The sequence below is a fragment of the Burkholderia dolosa genome (genome assembly GCF_902499135.1).
GTDB classification, from domain to species: domain Bacteria; phylum Pseudomonadota; class Gammaproteobacteria; order Burkholderiales; family Burkholderiaceae; genus Burkholderia; species Burkholderia dolosa.
The window spans coordinates 142,879-158,909 of the sequence record NZ_CABVPR010000001.1 but is presented as its reverse complement, the minus strand read 5'-3'; the positions used below and the strand labels follow the sequence as shown (position 1 = coordinate 158,909).

14 protein-coding genes are annotated in these 16,031 nt (G+C 68.2%); 6 read left to right on the top strand and 8 right to left on the bottom strand.

The genetic code is table 11. The features are described from left to right. Window positions 1–76 precede the first annotated feature (76 nt). Complete coding sequence (locus BUB20358_RS00740; protein ID WP_035974872.1) at window positions 77–1,537, bottom strand: NAD(P)/FAD-dependent oxidoreductase; 1,461 nt, start codon at window positions 1,535–1,537, stop codon at window positions 77–79. Between the two features lie 94 nt (window positions 1,538–1,631). Further along, window positions 1,632–1,979 carry a cupin domain-containing protein gene (locus BUB20358_RS00735; protein WP_035974871.1) on the bottom strand — a complete coding sequence of 116 codons (348 nt, stop codon included), beginning with the start codon at window positions 1,977–1,979 and terminating at the stop codon, window positions 1,632–1,634. Window positions 1,980–2,174: 195 nt separating this feature from the next. On the opposite strand from BUB20358_RS00735, the gene BUB20358_RS00730 reads away from it, so the two are divergent. The 3 genes from BUB20358_RS00730 to BUB20358_RS00720 all read left to right on the top strand — a co-directional run bounded on the left by BUB20358_RS00730 (window position 2,175) and on the right by BUB20358_RS00720 (window position 6,337). Beyond that, on the top strand, window positions 2,175–3,062 hold the full coding sequence (locus BUB20358_RS00730) for a helix-turn-helix transcriptional regulator (protein WP_006766774.1): 888 nt from the start codon (window positions 2,175–2,177) through the stop codon (window positions 3,060–3,062). A gap of 355 nt (window positions 3,063–3,417) precedes the next feature. After that, entirely contained in the window at window positions 3,418–4,899 is a 1,482-nt protein-coding gene (locus tag BUB20358_RS00725; RefSeq protein ID WP_006766773.1) for an aldehyde dehydrogenase family protein, read from the top strand. Between the two features lie 847 nt (window positions 4,900–5,746). Continuing rightward, window positions 5,747–6,337 (top strand): GNAT family N-acetyltransferase, encoded by a 591-nt coding sequence (locus BUB20358_RS00720; protein ID WP_006766772.1) that lies wholly within the window; start codon window positions 5,747–5,749, stop codon window positions 6,335–6,337. 20 nt (window positions 6,338–6,357) lie between these two features. Here the strand turns inward: BUB20358_RS00720 and tam are convergent, their stop codons facing one another. Next, complete coding sequence (gene tam / locus BUB20358_RS00715) at window positions 6,358–7,143, bottom strand: trans-aconitate 2-methyltransferase (RefSeq protein ID WP_035974868.1); 786 nt, start codon at window positions 7,141–7,143, stop codon at window positions 6,358–6,360. Between the two features lie 135 nt (window positions 7,144–7,278). On the opposite strand from tam, the gene BUB20358_RS00710 reads away from it, so the two are divergent. After that, on the top strand, window positions 7,279–8,175 hold the full coding sequence (locus tag BUB20358_RS00710; protein ID WP_006766770.1) for a LysR family transcriptional regulator: 897 nt from the start codon (window positions 7,279–7,281) through the stop codon (window positions 8,173–8,175). A 37-nt stretch (window positions 8,176–8,212) separates the two neighbouring features. On the opposite strand, the gene BUB20358_RS00705 is transcribed toward BUB20358_RS00710, so the two are convergent. Then, window positions 8,213–8,413, bottom strand: a complete 201-nt coding sequence (locus BUB20358_RS00705; RefSeq protein ID WP_035974866.1) for a hypothetical protein — start codon at window positions 8,411–8,413, stop codon at window positions 8,213–8,215. Window positions 8,414–8,637: 224 nt separating this feature from the next. Between BUB20358_RS00705 and BUB20358_RS00700 the strand changes: the two genes are divergently transcribed. Then, on the top strand, window positions 8,638–9,513 hold the full coding sequence (locus tag BUB20358_RS00700) for a LysR family transcriptional regulator (RefSeq protein ID WP_006766768.1): 876 nt from the start codon (window positions 8,638–8,640) through the stop codon (window positions 9,511–9,513). Between the two features lie 138 nt (window positions 9,514–9,651). Here the strand turns inward: BUB20358_RS00700 and BUB20358_RS00695 are convergent, their stop codons facing one another. The 3 genes from BUB20358_RS00695 to BUB20358_RS00685 form a co-directional block, all read right to left on the bottom strand. Beyond that, window positions 9,652–10,218 (bottom strand): hypothetical protein, encoded by a 567-nt coding sequence (locus BUB20358_RS00695; RefSeq protein ID WP_006766767.1) that lies wholly within the window; start codon window positions 10,216–10,218, stop codon window positions 9,652–9,654. Window positions 10,219–11,210: 992 nt separating this feature from the next. Continuing rightward, window positions 11,211–12,932 (bottom strand): ubiquinone-dependent pyruvate dehydrogenase, encoded by a 1,722-nt coding sequence (gene poxB / locus BUB20358_RS00690; RefSeq protein ID WP_006766766.1) that lies wholly within the window; start codon window positions 12,930–12,932, stop codon window positions 11,211–11,213. A 166-nt stretch (window positions 12,933–13,098) separates the two neighbouring features. Next, window positions 13,099–13,599, bottom strand: coding sequence for an Lrp/AsnC family transcriptional regulator (locus tag BUB20358_RS00685; protein WP_006766765.1), 501 nt, complete (start codon window positions 13,597–13,599; stop codon window positions 13,099–13,101). A 185-nt stretch (window positions 13,600–13,784) separates the two neighbouring features. On the opposite strand from BUB20358_RS00685, the gene BUB20358_RS00680 reads away from it, so the two are divergent. Then, a complete protein-coding gene (locus BUB20358_RS00680; RefSeq protein ID WP_006766764.1) occupies window positions 13,785–14,801 on the top strand; it encodes a 1-aminocyclopropane-1-carboxylate deaminase in 1,017 nt (338 codons plus the stop codon). 356 nt (window positions 14,802–15,157) lie between these two features. Here BUB20358_RS00680 and BUB20358_RS00675 read toward each other — a convergent pair whose 3' ends face one another. After that, window positions 15,158–15,985: a hypothetical protein gene (locus BUB20358_RS00675; protein ID WP_035974865.1), complete on the bottom strand. Its 828-nt coding sequence runs from the start codon at window positions 15,983–15,985 to the stop codon at window positions 15,158–15,160. Window positions 15,986–16,031: the final 46 nt, after the last annotated feature.

Here is a 16,031-nt window from a genome sequence, read left to right as displayed (position 1 = left end):
CGGCCGCGTTCGCCGATGAACCCGATCGGACGCGCGCCGCCATCGGCAGCGGCGCACGCCGTACGCGACGCGCCGCCTACATCGGAAAGCCCATCGCCTTGATCCCGTTGATCCACGCGCGCTTCCAGCCGCCTTCGGCGTCCGCGCCGTCGAACGCATGGAACGTGATCTTCGCGGCGATCCAGCGCATCGGTTCCGGCGGAATGTAGCTCGGGCTCCGGTTCGCGATGTCGAGCTTGCGCTCGGGGCTGTCGCGATCGAACAGGATGTTCAGCCCCATGAACGCGCCGAACCGGCTCGCGGCGACGCCGAAGCCCGTATAGCCGGCGACGAACACGGCCTTGCCGCCGAGATAGCGCTTCGCGAACACCGACCCGCGCGAACAGTAGTCGATCGGGCCGCCCCATGCGTGCGAGAAACGCACGTCGCGCAGCTGCGGGAAGGTGCGATAGAACGCATGCGCGAGCCGATGATAGGTTTCGCGCCGGCCGTCCTGATGCGGCTCCGGATCGCCGTCGAAGTGATAGCTGACCAGGCCGCCGAAGATGATCCGGTTGTCCTTCGTCAGCCGGAAATAGTTGAGCTGCGTGCGCGTGTCGTACACGCCCTGCCGGTTCTTCCAGCCGATCCGCGCGAGCTGTTCGTCGGTCAGCGGCTCGGTCGCGAGCACGTGGTCGCGCACCTGCATCACGCGGCGGTTGATGTCCGCGATCCCGACCTTCGCGGTGCCGCTGCCGAACACCACGCGCGGCGCGCGCACGCTGCCGTTCGGCGTCTTCACGGCCACCGTGCGGCCTTCGTCGGCCACGGCGACGAGCGGCGTGTGCTCGTACAGCTTCACGCCGAGCGACAGCGCCGCGCGCTTGAGCCCCCACGCGAGCTTCGCCGGATGCACGATCCCGCTGCGATTGCGCGACCACAGCGCGCCCGCGAACAGCGGCGAGTTCAGCTGCGCACGCGTGTCGTCGCGATCGAGCAGCACGACGTCGTGGCCGTACCGGCGATGCAGATCGTAGTCGGCCTGCAGTTGCGCGACGTGCTCGGGATCGACCGCGACCGTCATCTCGCCGTTCCATTCGACGTCGGCATCGATGCCGTAGCGCGTCAGCGTGTCCTCGAAACCGTCGAGGTTGCGATGGCCGAACTGCTCGAGCTGCGCGATGTCGTTCGGGAACACGCGCACCGCGTTCGGCAAGCCGTGCATGACCGACGTCGAGACGATCCCGCCCGCGCGGCCCGACGCGCCGTGCGCGACCTTGCCGGCTTCGATCAGCACGACGTTCAGGTGCGGCATCTGCTCCTTCGCCTGCACGGCCGCCCACAGCCCGGTGAAGCCGCCGCCGACGATCAGCAGGTCGGCCGTCGCGTCGCCCGCGAGCACGGGCTCCGTTGCGGGTGCGGCAGGGTCGTCGAGCCAGTAAGGGAACAGCTTCGTATTCGCGAGCGCGTCGTCGATGTCCGGCACGAGCGGCTCGGCGCGCCGCGCAGCCGCAGCGCCCGGCGTGCCGCGTGTTGCTTCGTTGACTTCCATTTCCATGATCCCAGCCGTCATAGCTTGCGGTCGATCGAAAACGCAGCCGCCGTGCGGCGCTGGTCGCCAGGCAACGGCACCGGCGCGGCGGCCGCCCGCATCACGATTTCTCGAGCAGCACGTAGAACTTCTTCGCGTCCTCGATCGTCTCCCAGCGCCCCGCGAAGCCGGCCGGCAGCAGATAGCCGTCGCCGGACGCGAATTCCTTGCGGTTGCCTTCGACGTCGGTCAGCGCGATGCGGCCTTCGACGAGCCACACCGCTTCGTCGGCTGCGGTTGCCGGAAACTCGACCGCGCCGACCTTGCCCTCCCACCAGCCGACGATGTAGTTGCCGCTGCTGCCTTCGGCCGCGCGCCAGTCGCTTTCGTCCATCCCGAAGTCGAGCTTCGTGAATTCGCCGATGCGTGCGCCGAGCGGCACGATGTCCTTGATCAGTTTTTGGGTCATCTGGATCTTCGTCCGTCGATTGAAAAAGTACGGACAAAGGTACGCATCGGCGTCGCGCCGGTATGCCCCCCTTCGGGGGGGACAAGCACGCTTTCGGTCGCGTGTGCACCACACAAACGTGCGCCGGTATTTCCCCCTAATGACGTCTTTTTTGGCCGACGTTAGAATCCCGCCGGCTTTTCATCAGGGGACCGCATGCTGCTCGACGTGAACCCCCTTCATCGCGACACCGACCGCGCCGGCGTGTCGTTCAAGGCGCTCGGCGAGCTGATCGAAACGGTCGGCACGCCGCACTTCGTGCCGCGTCTCACGCAACTGCTGAACGACGTGGTGCCGCTCGACGTCGCGCACGTCGAACGCTCGCGCGTCGACGGCACGATGCCCACCGGCTACCGCTGCGAATGGATCGGCAGCAGCGGGATCGGTACCGCGACGTCGGAAATCTCCGACGTGATGACGCTCTACTACGAGCGCTTCTTCGATCGCGATCCGCTGTTCGCGGGGCTGCGCGGCAAGACCGGCACGATGCTCGTCGTGCGCGACATCGCGGCGATTCCGCCCGGTGAATTCCGCCAGCGACTGTTCGACGACGTGCGCATCGCACACGAATGCGTGCTCGCACGCGGCACGCGCTATGCACAGCATTCGATCGCGCTCGAACGCGGCCGCGACCGGCCGCCGTTCACGCTCGCGGAAATGAACCGTTTTCGCAGCGTCAGCGACGTGCTGTTTCCGCTGCTCGAGCTGCACGCGTCGACGACCGCCGCGCGACGCGTCGCGCATCCGGCACCCGACGTTCATCCGCTCGCGCAGTTCGATGCGCGGATCGCCGCCGACGGCGTGAAGCTGTCGAAGCGCGAATACGAAACCTGCAAGCATCTGATCTCCGGCAAGACCGTGCCCGAGACTGCCGCGATTCTCGGCGTACGCGTCGCGTCGGCCGAGTCGTACGTGAAGCGGGCGTTCATGAAGCTCTGCGTGCGCACGAAGCGCGAACTCGTCGCGTGGGGTTCGGCCGTCACCGCGCTGCCGGACACGGCCGGACGTCGCGACGACGGCTCGTTGCGCGCGATCGCCGGCTGACCGCTGCTGCAGGTTCGACGCCGCCGCGCGATGCCGGCGCACGGCTTGCATCGACGCCCGTCGATGTAAACGTTGCGACTTCAAGATCTTCGCGTCCGCGTTGTCCTCTACCATCGGCCGATCGTTTTCGTTTGCGAAGCGAGCCGGTTCGATGCACCGCGATGGGAACGACGCGATGCGCGACGGCGGATGCCGCGCGTCGGCAGCATTGCGGCGGCGACCCGCGCGCCGTATCCCGCATGCCGGCGTTGCGGACTTCGCCGCCGCGCGCTTCGTCGGCGCACGCATCGCGTCCGGCATGCGCTGCGCGATGCCGGCCGCCGCATACCGCTAACCCGTTCGACAGGAAACCTTCATGTCCGCCACCGACCTTTCACGTTGCGCCGCGCCGCTCGTGCCGCCCGCCGCACGCATCGCGGGCGTGCCCGTCGCCGCGCAGACCGACGGAGCAGGCGCGCCGATCTTCAACGCGTCGACCGGCGCAGCGATCGGCTGGCAGGCGTTCGCGACCGAAGCGCACGTCGATGCCGCGGTGCGCACCGCGCACGATGCGTTCGCCGGCTGGCGCGACACGCCGCCCGTCGAACGCGGCCGCGCGCTCGCGAAGATCGCCGAGCGCGTCGAAGCCGAGCGCGAACGCCTTGCCGCGCTGCAAATGCAGGTGAGCGGCAAGCCGCGGTTCGAGGCCGACGCGGACGTCGGCGACGTCGCCGCGACGTTCGCGTACTACGCGGCGCTGTGTGAAGATCCGGCGACGTTCGCAGCCGAGCCGGTCGCGCTGCCGAACGGTGCCGTCGCGGCCGAACGTTTCCACGACGCGGTCGGCGTGGCCGCGCTGATCGTGCCGTGGAACTTCCCGATGGTCACGACCGCGTGGAAGCTCGCGCCCGCGCTCGCGGCCGGCTGCACGGTCGTGCTGAAGCCTTCCGAGCTGACGTCGCCGGCCGAGCATGCGCTGCTCGACATCGTCGCGCAGGCCGGCGTGCCGGCCGGCGTCGTGAACGTCGTCAACGGCGGCGCCGACGTCGGCGCGCTGCTGACCGCGCATCCGCTCGTCGACAAGATCTCGTTTACCGGCAGCACGGCCGCCGGCCGCAACGTGATGCGCGCAGCCGCGCACGACATGAAGCGCGTGACGCTCGAACTCGGCGGCAAGTCGTCGCTGATCGTGCGCGACGACGCAGACGTCGACGTCGCCGTGTCGCTCGCGGTGGCCGGCGCATTCACGAACGCGGGCCAGATGTGCTCGGCAACCGCGCGCATCCTCGTGCACGACAGCGTGTACCGCCGCTTCATGGCCGCGTTCGAGACGGCCGTGCGCGCGCTCGTCGTTGCGCCGCCGGACATGGAACGCGCCGCGATGGGGCCGATGATCTCGGCTGCGCAGCGCGCGCGCGTGCACGCGATGCTCGAACGTGGAATCGCGTCGGGCGCACGCGTGGCCTTCACCGGCCGCGTCGCAGACACCGCGGGCGACGGCTTCTTCATCGCGCCCGTCGTGATCGCCGAGCCGGCCGCGGACAACGTGCTGTGGACCGACGAGGTGTTCGGCCCGGTAGCATGCGTGAAATCGTTCCGCACCGACGACGACGCGATCGCGCTCGCCAACGACACGCGCTACGGGCTCGTCGCGACCGTCGTCACGCGCGATGCGGCAGCCGCGAAGCGGTTTCAGGCGCGCTTGCGCGCGGGGCTCGTGTGGATCAACGCGCCGCAGCTGATCTACCCGCACGTGTGCTGGGGCGGACTCGGCCTCAGCGGAATCGGCCGCGAACTCGGCATGGCCGGCCTGCGCAGCTATCAGGAGCTGCGTCACGCGATGCGCGCGGTCGATTGACCGAATGATCGGCGGCGTGGTCGGTCGCGCTACGGACGCTCGGGGCCTGCGATGATGCAGTGCCGTCCACGCTCTATACGCGGCCTGCGTGAGCGATTACATCGACAGCCGTGCGGTGGACGGCACGCGGTGCGCATGCCGGCAGATTGAGGTTGCGTGACTGCTCGGGAACGACACCGGGCGTCGCATAGCAACGACGGCTGTCACGGCGCAGGACGCGGATGCGGTCGTGTTCGCGGCTGACGTATCGGTCGCGGTCCATCCGATTTGATCGCACGCGGTTACACGGCGGCAACGTCGATGACCGCAAAACGCGGCCTGCCGTAATGACGCTGGACGCGAGCGCGGTCGTGTTCGCAGCCGGCGTACCGATCGCGACCTATCCGAAGAACCGGTGCACGCGCAACCAAGCGGGTTGCCGGACCGCGTTCCGTTCGTCGCACCGCGCAACGGTTCGTCACGTCTGCTCGCAGATTGGCCGCCCCGGCTCGACGTGCGTTTACGCACGCGGGTGTCGGTGAACCACGTGGGCCGACATACGGCGCGCATACCTTCGACACGGCCGGCCGACCGAAGCCGCACGCGGCTCACCGTTTTCGCACCTGCCGGCGATCGTCTGCAGACTGGCGCAAGACGCGCGCAGCCTGTCCCGCTGTCAACGCCGATCATCTCGCCGAACGATGTTCGCGTATGCGTGCCGGCGTGCGACCGACGACCGACGGCGGCCTGCATGTCGATATCCCGCATAATCGCGCAGTTGAACGGGCACGATGCCCGGCATCGCCGCGCCGCCGACCGCGCACGGCCGTGCAACGACGCGAATCCCGCCAAGACAGGACACCGACACATGGACCGAGCCGAGCACATCAGCATCGAACAGGCGACCGATCTTCCCGCCGACGAACTGGATGGCTGCGACTTTTCGTTCGAAATCGCGTGGGAGCTCAACCCGCCGTATCGGGATCTGCTCGATCTGCGCGCGCTGCCGGTCCGGCGCAAGGACTACGGCTTCGATCCGGCCGGCTGGGCGCGCGAAGCGTCGGGCAGGACGGCGCTGTTTCGCGCGACCGCCGGCGGACGCCTCGCCGGATTCGTCGCGATCACCGAGAGCTGGAACGGGATGGCGGAGATCGCGGAGCTTGCCGTCGATCGCGCGTGCCGACGGCAAGGCATCGGCCAGCTGCTGCTGGCCGCCGCGGAAGCGTGGTCGCGCAGCCGCGGGTTCGGCTTCATGCGGCTGGAAACGCAGGCGAACAACGTCGCGGCGTGCTGCACGTACGCGCGCGCGGGCTTCGTCCTCGGCGGGCACGACCGCTATCTGTATGCGGACGGCGAGCACGACGGAGAAACCGCGCTGTTCTGGTACAAGGATCTGCGCGACGGTCAGACCGCGAAGAGCCGGACCGTCGATCCGGCTTCGGTACGCGCGATATCCTGACGGCGGCCGCCCGCGCCGCGCTACTTCCGCGTCGCGACGATGAACAGTCGCGGAAACGGCAGCAGCACCGTCCCGTCGTCGAGTGTCGGATAGCCGTTCGGCCCCGCAACGGCATCGCGATAGCGCGCGATGAACGCGCCGCGTTCGCGCTCGTCGAGCGCCGCGAGGAACGGCCGCAACGCGCTGCCCTTGAACCATTCGACGACCGCATCCGCGCCGCCGCGCAGCGGATGGTGGTAAGTCGTGCGCCATACGTCCACGCGCGAGCACAGCGGCGACAGCAGCGTGTAGTAGTGGCGCGCGTCGAAGCGCTCGGTGCGCGCCGCGCCGGCCAGCTTGTCGGCCCACGGTCCGTCCGCGGCGATGTCGCGCATCAGCCGGTGCGCGGGCTCGTCGAGGTTGTCGGGCATCTGCACCGCGAGGTGGCCGCCCGGCGCGAGGCGGCCGACGAGTTTCGGAAACAGCGTGTCGTGCGCGGGCACCCACTGCAGCACCGCGTTTGCGAGGATCAGATCGTAGCCACCCGGATCGTCCCACGTGGAGATATCGGCGATATCGAAACGCAGCGCCGGCAGGCGTTTGCGCGCGGCCGCGATCATGTCGGGCGACGCATCGATGCCGCGAACCGTCGCGTCGGGTGCGCGCGCGAGCAGCGCTTCGGTCGAATTGCCGGGCCCGCAGCCGATGTCGATCGCGGTACGAATCGGCGTGTTCGGCACGGCGGCCAGCAGATCGCGCACCGGCCGCGTACGTTCGTCTTCGAACTGCACATACTGATGCGCGTATTGATCCAGCGAGATCGTCACGGTAATCCTCCTTGTCGGCATGACGGCGTCGCCGTGGGTTGGCAGGACACCGCGCGGCCGCCGATGCAGCGCATTCTGCGATTGCGTCGTCCTTCAGTAAAATGAATTTAATATCGTTATTGATTCAAATTTCTGATGAAAATCGATACGTTGGGCGTGCAGGCATTCGTCGCGATCGCCGACGGCGGCAGCTTCAGACAGGCGGCCGACACGCTGCACGTGACGCAGACCGCCGTCACGCAGCGGCTGCGCAAGCTCGAGTCGTTTCTCGGTGTCGCGCTGATCGAACGCACGACGCGCCGGACGACGCTGACCGAGATCGGGCGGCGCTTCCTGCCGCAGGCGCGGCGGCTGCTCAACGAGCTGTCGGACGCGCTCACCGAAATCCGCGAGACCGGCCTGAGCCAGCGCGGCGACGTCACGATCGCGTGCGTGCCGACCGTCGGCGTCCAATATCTGCCGCGTATCCTTCGTGCGTTCTCCGCTCATCGACCGCACGATCGCGTGAAGATTCTCGATCACGCATCCGCCTCGGTGCTGCAGGCCGTGCTGCGGCGCGAAGCGGAATTCGGGATCGGCATCGCCGGCGATCAGCATCCGGAGCTCGTCAGCGTGCCGCTCGCCGACGATCCGTACGTGCTCGTCTGCCGCGACGATCATCCGCTCGCGAAACGGCGGCGCCTGCGCTGGGCGGCGCTGCAGCCGCATCCGCTGATCTTCGCCGGCGAAGTGAGCGGCAATCGCGGGCTGCTCGACGGCGCGCTGAAGACGAGCGGCGTATCGCTGCATTCGTTCTACGAGGTGCAGCGCAGTTCGACGGCGCTCGGGCTCGTCGCCGAAGGGCTCGGTGCGGCGGTCGTGCCGAAGCTCGCGATCCAGAAGAATGCGTATCCGATGATTCGCACGATCGAACTCGTCGAGCCGGCGGTGTCGCGCACGCTCGTGCTCGTCGCGCGACGAAGCGCGCAGCTGTCGCCGGCGGCACGCGCGTTGTACGACATGATCGTCGAGCGTGCGGCGGCGGTGAGGTGATTTGGGGGCGCGACGGCAGATCGCTTTCGAGCCCGCGTCAGTTGTACCCGAGAATCGCGACCGCAGCGATATCCGGCCGGTCGATCGCATTTCCGACGAGCGACGTCATCGGCTCCTGCAGCACCGCCCGATATGAAGTCACGCGCGGCGCTTCCGGCGCGCCTGCGTCGTCCCACGTCGGTTCGTCGAACGCGTCGACGTCGCTGAAAAACTCCGGCTGCGTTTGCGTAAAAGTCATCTCCACTCCTTCGATATGCGACGTTTCAACTTGCCTGCTTCAGCGCCGCCGCGCGCACGGGCACCGCGTCGTGCGCGGCCTCGGCGCGCAACGGATGATCGATACACCACTCTTCCGGTTCGATTCGGTATGCCGTACAAGCCGGCGTGATTCGACTATGGCAGACACATATCAACAATAAAAACGCATAATGCTGATCGTTACCTTCAGCTTTTCTGATACCGATGAAGATGCTCGATCACGACGTGCTGGCGACCGTCGTCGCCGTTGCGGAGACCGGCAACATGACCCGCGCGGCCGAAGCCGTGAACCGCTCGCAGTCGGCCGTGAGCATGCAGATCAAGAGTCTCGAGGACGCGATCGGACGGCCGCTGTTCGTGCGCAAGCCGCGCAGCATCGTGCTGACGCGCGAAGGCGAGGTGCTGCTCGGATTCGCCAGACGAATGCTCGCGCTGCGCGACGAAGCATGGGCCGCCGTGGTGCGGCCGGAAGTGACCGGCAAGGTGGTGATCGGCGTGCCGGACGACTATGCGTCGTCGCTGCTGCCGTCGGTGCTGAAGAAGTTCTCCGCGACGTATCCGAAGGTGGAGATCCAGGTGATCGGTCTGCCGAGCAGCGCGCTCGCACCGCTGCTGAAGGACGGCACGGTCGATCTGGTGTGCGGCACGCGCGTGAAGGGATTGTCCGGCGACTTCGTCCGCCACGAGCCGATGGCGTGGGCCGCGATGACGAACGGGCCGCGCGTGTGGGAAGAGCGTCCGCTGCCGATCGCGGTGTTCATGCCGGGCAGCGTCGCGCGCGAAAACGCGATCCGCAGCCTCGAACGCGCGAAAGTGCCCTACCGCACGTCATATGAAAGTCCGAGCCTGCTCGGGCTGCTCAGCATGGTCGAGGCCGGCCTCGCGGTCGCGCCGCTCGCGCGCTGCGCGATTCCCGCGCAATTGTCGATGCTCGGCCGTTCGCACGGGCTGCCCGACCTGCCGCCGCTCGAGCTGATTCTGGCGCGCAGCACGAAATCGAAGCGGCCGCCGTGCGACTTTCTCGCGGAACAGTTGATGGAGGATCTGCAGCGGCAGACCGGGCAGGCGGCCGATGCTTGAACGAGGATTTACCCGTGCCGATCGGCACGGCGCGTGACGTGCGCCGCGCGCCGCGCGTGAAGCGACGCTTCACGCGCCGGCGCTATACCGCTGCGTTCGTCGGGAAGGTAGCGTCTGCTGCGTTGCGCCGCTGCGGCGTCACGAATGACCCTGGAGGCCGTATCCGGCCCCGCGCAACGCGGTATTGACGATCGCCGCGACCGTGTCGACGAGCGCTTCGAGCGTATCGCCGTGCACGTGCCGCACGGCGGGCGGCACGTATTCGTTGCGTCGGCCGCCCCACTGCGATCCGGCCGTCACCGACATCGTCGCGCCGAACCGGTTGCCGTGCCGCCGGCCGAACACGCCGATGCGCTGCTCGCCGACATAAGCCTGCTCGGGAAGAAACAGCCGGATCTCGACCGCGATCTGCTGCGGATCGGCGGCGCGCGCGTTCGCATCGACGTCGGACGTACACGTCTTGCCGATGCGGAACGTCACGTGGGAATCCCACGCGGCAAGCGGCCCGCCGGCGGCCTCGACGCGTTCGATGTCGACCGACCACTCGTGACGCTCGGGCACGTGGACGGTCTGGCGCAGCAGCACGTCCGCCGCGCGAACCGTCATCATGATCTGCCGCGCGAGCTGCCGGCCCGACGGCAGCACCGCGGCACGCGCGCGCCGGCTTGCGGGGCGCGCGGTGCGTACTTCTTCCGTAAGGTACATGGACCCTCCGTAGTCAGGAGCGCCGTCGCATACGACGCGGCGCACAAACCGCTGTCGACCGATAGAAAGACACGGCGCGCAGCGGCGGATCGAACGAGCAAGGGCTGTTCCCGTCGTCGCAGACGCTCGCGCGGCGCGTGCTCCAGCAGCGCCGCGCGTCGACGACTCGACGCGACTGCCGCGCGGCCCGCCGCAGTGCCTGATCACGCGCGGCTCCGTCGAGCGCCGCGCGAGCCGAAGCCGCGTGGCACGGGCCGCACGACGCTCACGGCGCGCCGCGCGGCCGCAGTTCGTGCGCCGCGTCATCCACACACGAAGCCGGCGAACGGGACCGGTCTAGCGGATCGCTGCCGGCTCATCGATTCGACATGTCCGCAGCTTCGCGCATTACGCGTCGATGTCGTGCAAAAAAACGCCTTGGGGGTGAAAAAACGGCATGTACGCCCGGGAACCCGGTCGCGGAGCAGAACATCGGGGGTGCCGGAGCGGCAGCCGGAAGCGCGGCCGGCATGCCGCGCGGCGCGGTTCGACACGATGCGACGCGAGGCAGGAAGGCAAGGAGAGGCACCGGCGAACGCAACGACGAGCGGGCGCGGCCGCCCGCTCGCGTCGATTGGAGCAGTGAAGCGAATCCGGCGGGTCAGCGAATCGCCGTGGCGACCACCGTTCGCACGTTGCGCAGCGGGGCTCGGCCGATCGAGCATTCGATGCGGGCGGCGGGCGCATGACACAGCGAACGTCGACACGCCGGCAGCACGATTGCGCGCCGGTACGGACCGGCTTGCGCGCACCGTCCGGCCGCGTCCGCATCGGTTTCGCTGCGAAAGCATCCGTCGCGCGACCGGCATGCACACGTCGATGCCGCCGAAAAACCGGCAGCACCCGCACCCGGGCCGGGCCGCCCCGAAGCCGGCGGCGAATCGCGGCCCGTCCAGATACTCGGCACCACGGCGCACCGCGCGCCGGCTATCGCACGCCCGCGCCGCCGCCGTTCACCGCAGATTGGTTCTCGCCAGCTCGACAATCTCGTCGCCGCGTCCGCTCAGGATCGCGCGCAGCATGAACAGGCTGAAACCCTTCGCATGCGCGAGCTCGATCTTCGGCGGCATCGCGAGCTCGTACTTCGACGTCACGACGTCGACGACCGCCGGCCCGTCGTGCGCGAACGCGGTGCGCAATGCGTGCTCGACGTTCTCCGAATGCTCGACACGTACGCTGAAGATGCCCGCGCCCTTCGCGATCGCCGCGAAATCGGTCGCGCTCAGGTCGACGTTCGTGTCGAGATAGCCGGCCGCCTTCAGCTCCATCGACACGAAGCCGAGCAGGCTGTTGTTGTACACGACGACCTTGATCGGCAGATTCAGCTGGCGCGCGCTCAGCAGATCGCCGAGCAGCATCGACAATCCGCCGTCGCCGGACAGCGACACGACCTGCCGCCCCGGATGCGCGCCCTGCGCACCGAGCGCCTGCGGCATCGCGTTCGCCATCGAGCCGTGATTGAACGAACCGTGCAGCTGCCGCTTGCCGTTCATCGTCAGATAGCGCGCGGCCCACAGCGTCGGCGTGCCGACGTCGGCCGTGAAGATCGCGTCGTCGGCCGCGACTTCGTCGACGATCTTCGTCAGATATTGCGGATGGATCGCGCGGCCCGGCGGCTCGGCCACCGCGAGATCGTCGAGGCTCTTGCGCGCGGCCGCGTAGTGCTTCAGCGCGTTCTCGAGGAAGCGCCGCTGCGTCTTGCGCGTGAGCCGCGGCAGCAGCGCCGCGATCGTTTCCTTCACGGTGCCGACGAGACCGAGCGCGAGCGGCGCGCGATGGCCGAGCTGCGAGCCCTTCCAGTCGATCTGCACGATCTTCGCGCCGGTCGGATAGAACGGCCGGTACGGGAAATCGGTGCCGAGCATCAGCAGCGTGTCGCACGATTCCATCGCGTGATAACCGGAGCTGAATCCGATCAGCCCGGTCATCCCGACGTCGAACGGGTTGCCCCATTCGACGAACTGCTTGCCGCGCAGTGCGTGCACGACCGGCGCGCCGAGCGTATCGGCGAGCGCGACCACTTCGTCGTGCGCGCCCTGCGTGCCGCTGCCGCACAGCAGCGTGACCGCGTCGGACGCATCGAGCAGCGCGGCGAGCCGGTCGAGATCGGCGTCCGCCGGCACGATCGACGGCGGCGCCGATTCGGTCCATGACGGCGCTTCGTCCGGCCCGTCGCCGAGCGCGATATCGCCGGGCAGCACGATCACCGCGACGCCGCGCTCCTCGATCGCGGTGCGCATCGCGCGCGCGAGCACACGCGGAAATTGCGACGCATTGGTCACCAGCTCCGCGAAATGGCTGCACTCGCGGAACAGCTCCTGCGGGTGGGTTTCCTGGAAGTAGCCGAGCCCGATCTCGGTCGACGGAATATGGGCCGCGATCGCGAGCACCGGCTGATGATTGCGGTGACAGTCGTACAGCCCGTTGATCAGGTGCAGGTTGCCGGGGCCGCAGCTGCCCGCGCATACCGCGAGCCGCCCGGTCGATGCCGCATCGGCGCCCGCCGCGAACGCGGCGCTTTCCTCGTGCCGTGTGTGCATCCAGCGAATCGAGCCGAGCTGGCTCAGGCTGAACGACAGACCGTTCAGGCTGTCGCCGGTCACGCCCCAGATCCGTTCGACGCCCGCGGCCGCGAGCGTCTTCGCCAGGTATTCCGCCATCGTCTGTCTTGCCATGATGCCCTCACAGGTTGGTTGTCGCGACATGCCAGCATCCGGGCACGCTTCGCTCGCGCGAACGCGGCGAAGCAATGCGTCCGTGCATGATAGTGAAGAGCGGCAAACGGCGTATCGACGGTGAAGCCGCGCGCGGAATCGGCGCGGCCGCGGCGTACGTGGCGCGCTACAACGGCAGCGCGTGCGTCGACAGGATTTCTTTCAGCACCATGAACGAGCGCACTTGCCGCACGCCCGGCAGATACAGCAGCTGTTCCGCGTGCAGCCGATTGAAGCTCTCGTTGTCGCGCGTACGCACGAGCATGAAGTAGTCGAATTCGCCGGTCACGACATGGCATTCGACGCATCCCGACACCTTTTGCGCGGCCTTCTCGAATGCGGCGAACGCCTCCGGCGTCGAGCGGTCGAGCACGAAGCCGATCACGACCAGCATGCCGGCGCCGAGCGACTTCGGATCGAGCAGCGCGACGATCCCGCGGATCAGCCCCATTTCCTTCAGCCGTTCGACGCGCCGCAGGCACGCGGGCGCGCTGAGCTTCACCTTCGCGGCGAGGCTCACGTTCGAGATCGATGCGTCCTGCTGCAGCTGCCGCAGGATCGCGCGGTCGATGCGGTCGAGCGCCGGTGCGGCGTCGGCGGACGCGGCCGCGTTTCGTTCTAATTTCATTGCGTGTTTTCCCTCTTCGACGAAGTGAAATTTTTCCGAATGCCGGCATCAATGACGTAACGTAGATTCCGGCGTTTTATTTCGCAAGCTCATTTCGCGCGGTGCTGCCTATCATTTTCCCGAGCGACGATGCGGCCGGCCGCCGCGCTTCGCCCCCTTCCGCCACCGCTTTCCGGAGCACGCCGATGAACCTGCAACGCTTCCCCCGTTATCCGCTGACGTTCGGCCCGACGCCGATCCAGCCGCTCAAGCGCCTGAGCGCGCATCTGGGCGGCAAGGTCGAGCTGTACGCGAAGCGCGAGGACTGCAACAGCGGCCTCGCGTTCGGCGGCAACAAGACGCGCAAGCTCGAATATCTGGTCCCCGACGCGCTCGCGCAGCACGCGGACACGCTCGTGTCGATCGGCGGCGTGCAGTCGAACCAGACACGCCAGGTCGCGGCCGTCGCCGCGCATCTCGGCATGAAGTGCGTGCTCGTGCAGGAGCACTGGGTCAACTATGACGATCCGGTGTACGGCCGCGTCGGCAACATCCAGTTGTCGCGGATGATGGGCGCCGACGTGCGGCTGGTCGACGACGGCTTCGACATCGGCATTCGCCGCAGCTGGGAAGAAGCGATGGAGAGCGTGCGGCAGGCGGGCGGCAAGCCGTATCCGATTCCGGCCGGCTGCTCCGAGCATCCGCTCGGCGGCCTCGGGTTCGTCGGCTTCGCGGAAGAAGTGCGCGCGCAGGAGGCGCAGCTCGGTTTCCGGTTCGACTACATCGTCGTGTGCTCGGTGACGGGCAGCACGCAGGCGGGCATGGTGGTCGGCTTCGCGGCCGACGGACGCGCGGATCGCGTGATCGGCATCGATGCGTCGGCGACGCCCGAGCGCACGCGCGAACAGATCACGCGGATCGCGCGGCACACGGCCGAGCTGGTCGATCTCGGGCGCGACATCGGCGACCGCGACGTCGTGCTCGACACGCGCTATGCGGGCCCGGAATACGGGCTGCCGAACGACGGCACGCTCGACGCGATTCGTCTGTGCGCGCGGCTCGAAGGCGTGCTGACCGATCCCGTGTACGAAGGCAAATCGATGCACGGGATGATCGACAAGGTACGGCGCGGCGAATTCGAGCCCGGATCGAAGGTGCTGTATGCGCACCTCGGCGGCGTGCCGGCGTTGAGCGCGTATGCGGGGATCTTCGCGAACGGGTGACGTGCGGCCGGCCGGCGAACGCCGTCGTGACGACGTCCGATCGCGCGATGCGGACCGATACAGCCGATGGCGATCGCTGGCACGTGCACGCTGCGCGTTACGGCGAATCCGCCGCTTCGTCGGCGAACAGCAAAAAAAGCGCCGGCGTGCGGGCCGGCGGTAAAAGGCATGCGCGACGCGTCGTGCACGCCGGAGGCACGCGATATCGCAACCGCGCGCCGCACATCGAAGAACCGCTTCGCTCGCGCGTCGCGCGTTCCACCAGCGAAGCCGGTACGCGCGGATCGCACCGCGCGCACGCTGGTTCGCCCGACAGGAAGTCGACCGGCGCTCCGGCGCCGGCCGTCCATCGAACGTCAGTTGACCTGCAACTGCCCGCCGCGGCCCAGCCCGCCCTTCACGTCCTGCGCCTTGTAGCTGCGCAGCGCGACGACCATCTTGTTCCACGCATCGATGAACGCCACCACCGTCGCCTTGCCCTCCGGCGTCGTCGAGAAGCCCGCCAGCCCGCCGCCCACGCCGCCGCCCAACCCGCCCAGCGCCGCGCCGTAGTTCGTCGCCGTCGAGCTGCCCTCGGCCGCCGCGATCTGCACCGCCGAGCGGACGTCGAACAGCGTCAGCGTCACCACCGACGCCTTCGTCTGCAAATGTCCCGCCACCGCCGCCACCGCGCTGTTGCCGATCAGCCCGCCGATCATGCTGCCGATCCCTCCGATCGGCGAATCGCTGATCACGATCTGCGGCTCCATGTAGTAGTCCGCCGCCACCCGCTGACCCTTCTGCTGCTTCGAGCCCGCCCGGTATTCGCCCGAGTTGCGCTGCAGCTGCGTGATGCGCGACAGCCGCGCGTCCGTCTTCTGGTTGCCCAGCGACGTGATCACGAAGCAGTTCGACTGCTGCACCGCCAGCCGCAGCAGCGGATCGATGCTCGTCACCTTCGTCGCGCTGCCGAACGGGCCCCACCAGTCCGCGTTGCGCCCGTCGTCCACCGCGATCGTGCCCAGCGGCGACGCGCACCGCTGCAGCTGCGTGTCGGCCCCCGCACTCGTGCCGCCCGCGGCCGCTCCCGTCACGCCCGCGTTCTGCCCGCCGGACGTCACCATGCCGCCGCAGCCGGCCACCGATGCGCACAGCGCTGCCGCCAGCGCACCTCGAGTCAGTCGTTGGGAAAAAATGGTCTTCATGTCGTTATCGATCGATAGAGTCGTCGTTCGGCTTATGGGTTCGTGC

Coding starts and splice junctions, on each gene's coding strand:
- BUB20358_RS00700 (WP_006766768.1), top strand. CDS start 8,638: ATGAAGATGCTCGATCACGACGTGCTGGCGACCGTCGTCGCCGTTGCG.
- BUB20358_RS00710 (WP_006766770.1), top strand. CDS start 7,279: ATGAAAATCGATACGTTGGGCGTGCAGGCATTCGTCGCGATCGCCGAC.
- BUB20358_RS00680 (WP_006766764.1), top strand. CDS start 13,785: ATGAACCTGCAACGCTTCCCCCGTTATCCGCTGACGTTCGGCCCGACG.
- BUB20358_RS00695 (WP_006766767.1), bottom strand. CDS start 10,218: ATGTACCTTACGGAAGAAGTACGCACCGCGCGCCCCGCAAGCCGGCGC.
- BUB20358_RS00740 (WP_035974872.1), bottom strand. CDS start 1,537: ATGGAAATGGAAGTCAACGAAGCAACACGCGGCACGCCGGGCGCTGCG.
- BUB20358_RS00730 (WP_006766774.1), top strand. CDS start 2,175: ATGCTGCTCGACGTGAACCCCCTTCATCGCGACACCGACCGCGCCGGC.
- BUB20358_RS00705 (WP_035974866.1), bottom strand. CDS start 8,413: ATGACTTTTACGCAAACGCAGCCGGAGTTTTTCAGCGACGTCGACGCG.
- BUB20358_RS00720 (WP_006766772.1), top strand. CDS start 5,747: ATGGACCGAGCCGAGCACATCAGCATCGAACAGGCGACCGATCTTCCC.
- BUB20358_RS00735 (WP_035974871.1), bottom strand. CDS start 1,979: ATGACCCAAAAACTGATCAAGGACATCGTGCCGCTCGGCGCACGCATC.
- BUB20358_RS00685 (WP_006766765.1), bottom strand. CDS start 13,599: ATGAAATTAGAACGAAACGCGGCCGCGTCCGCCGACGCCGCACCGGCG.
- poxB (WP_006766766.1), bottom strand. CDS start 12,932: ATGGCAAGACAGACGATGGCGGAATACCTGGCGAAGACGCTCGCGGCC.
- BUB20358_RS00725 (WP_006766773.1), top strand. CDS start 3,418: ATGTCCGCCACCGACCTTTCACGTTGCGCCGCGCCGCTCGTGCCGCCC.
- BUB20358_RS00675 (WP_035974865.1), bottom strand. CDS start 15,985: ATGAAGACCATTTTTTCCCAACGACTGACTCGAGGTGCGCTGGCGGCA.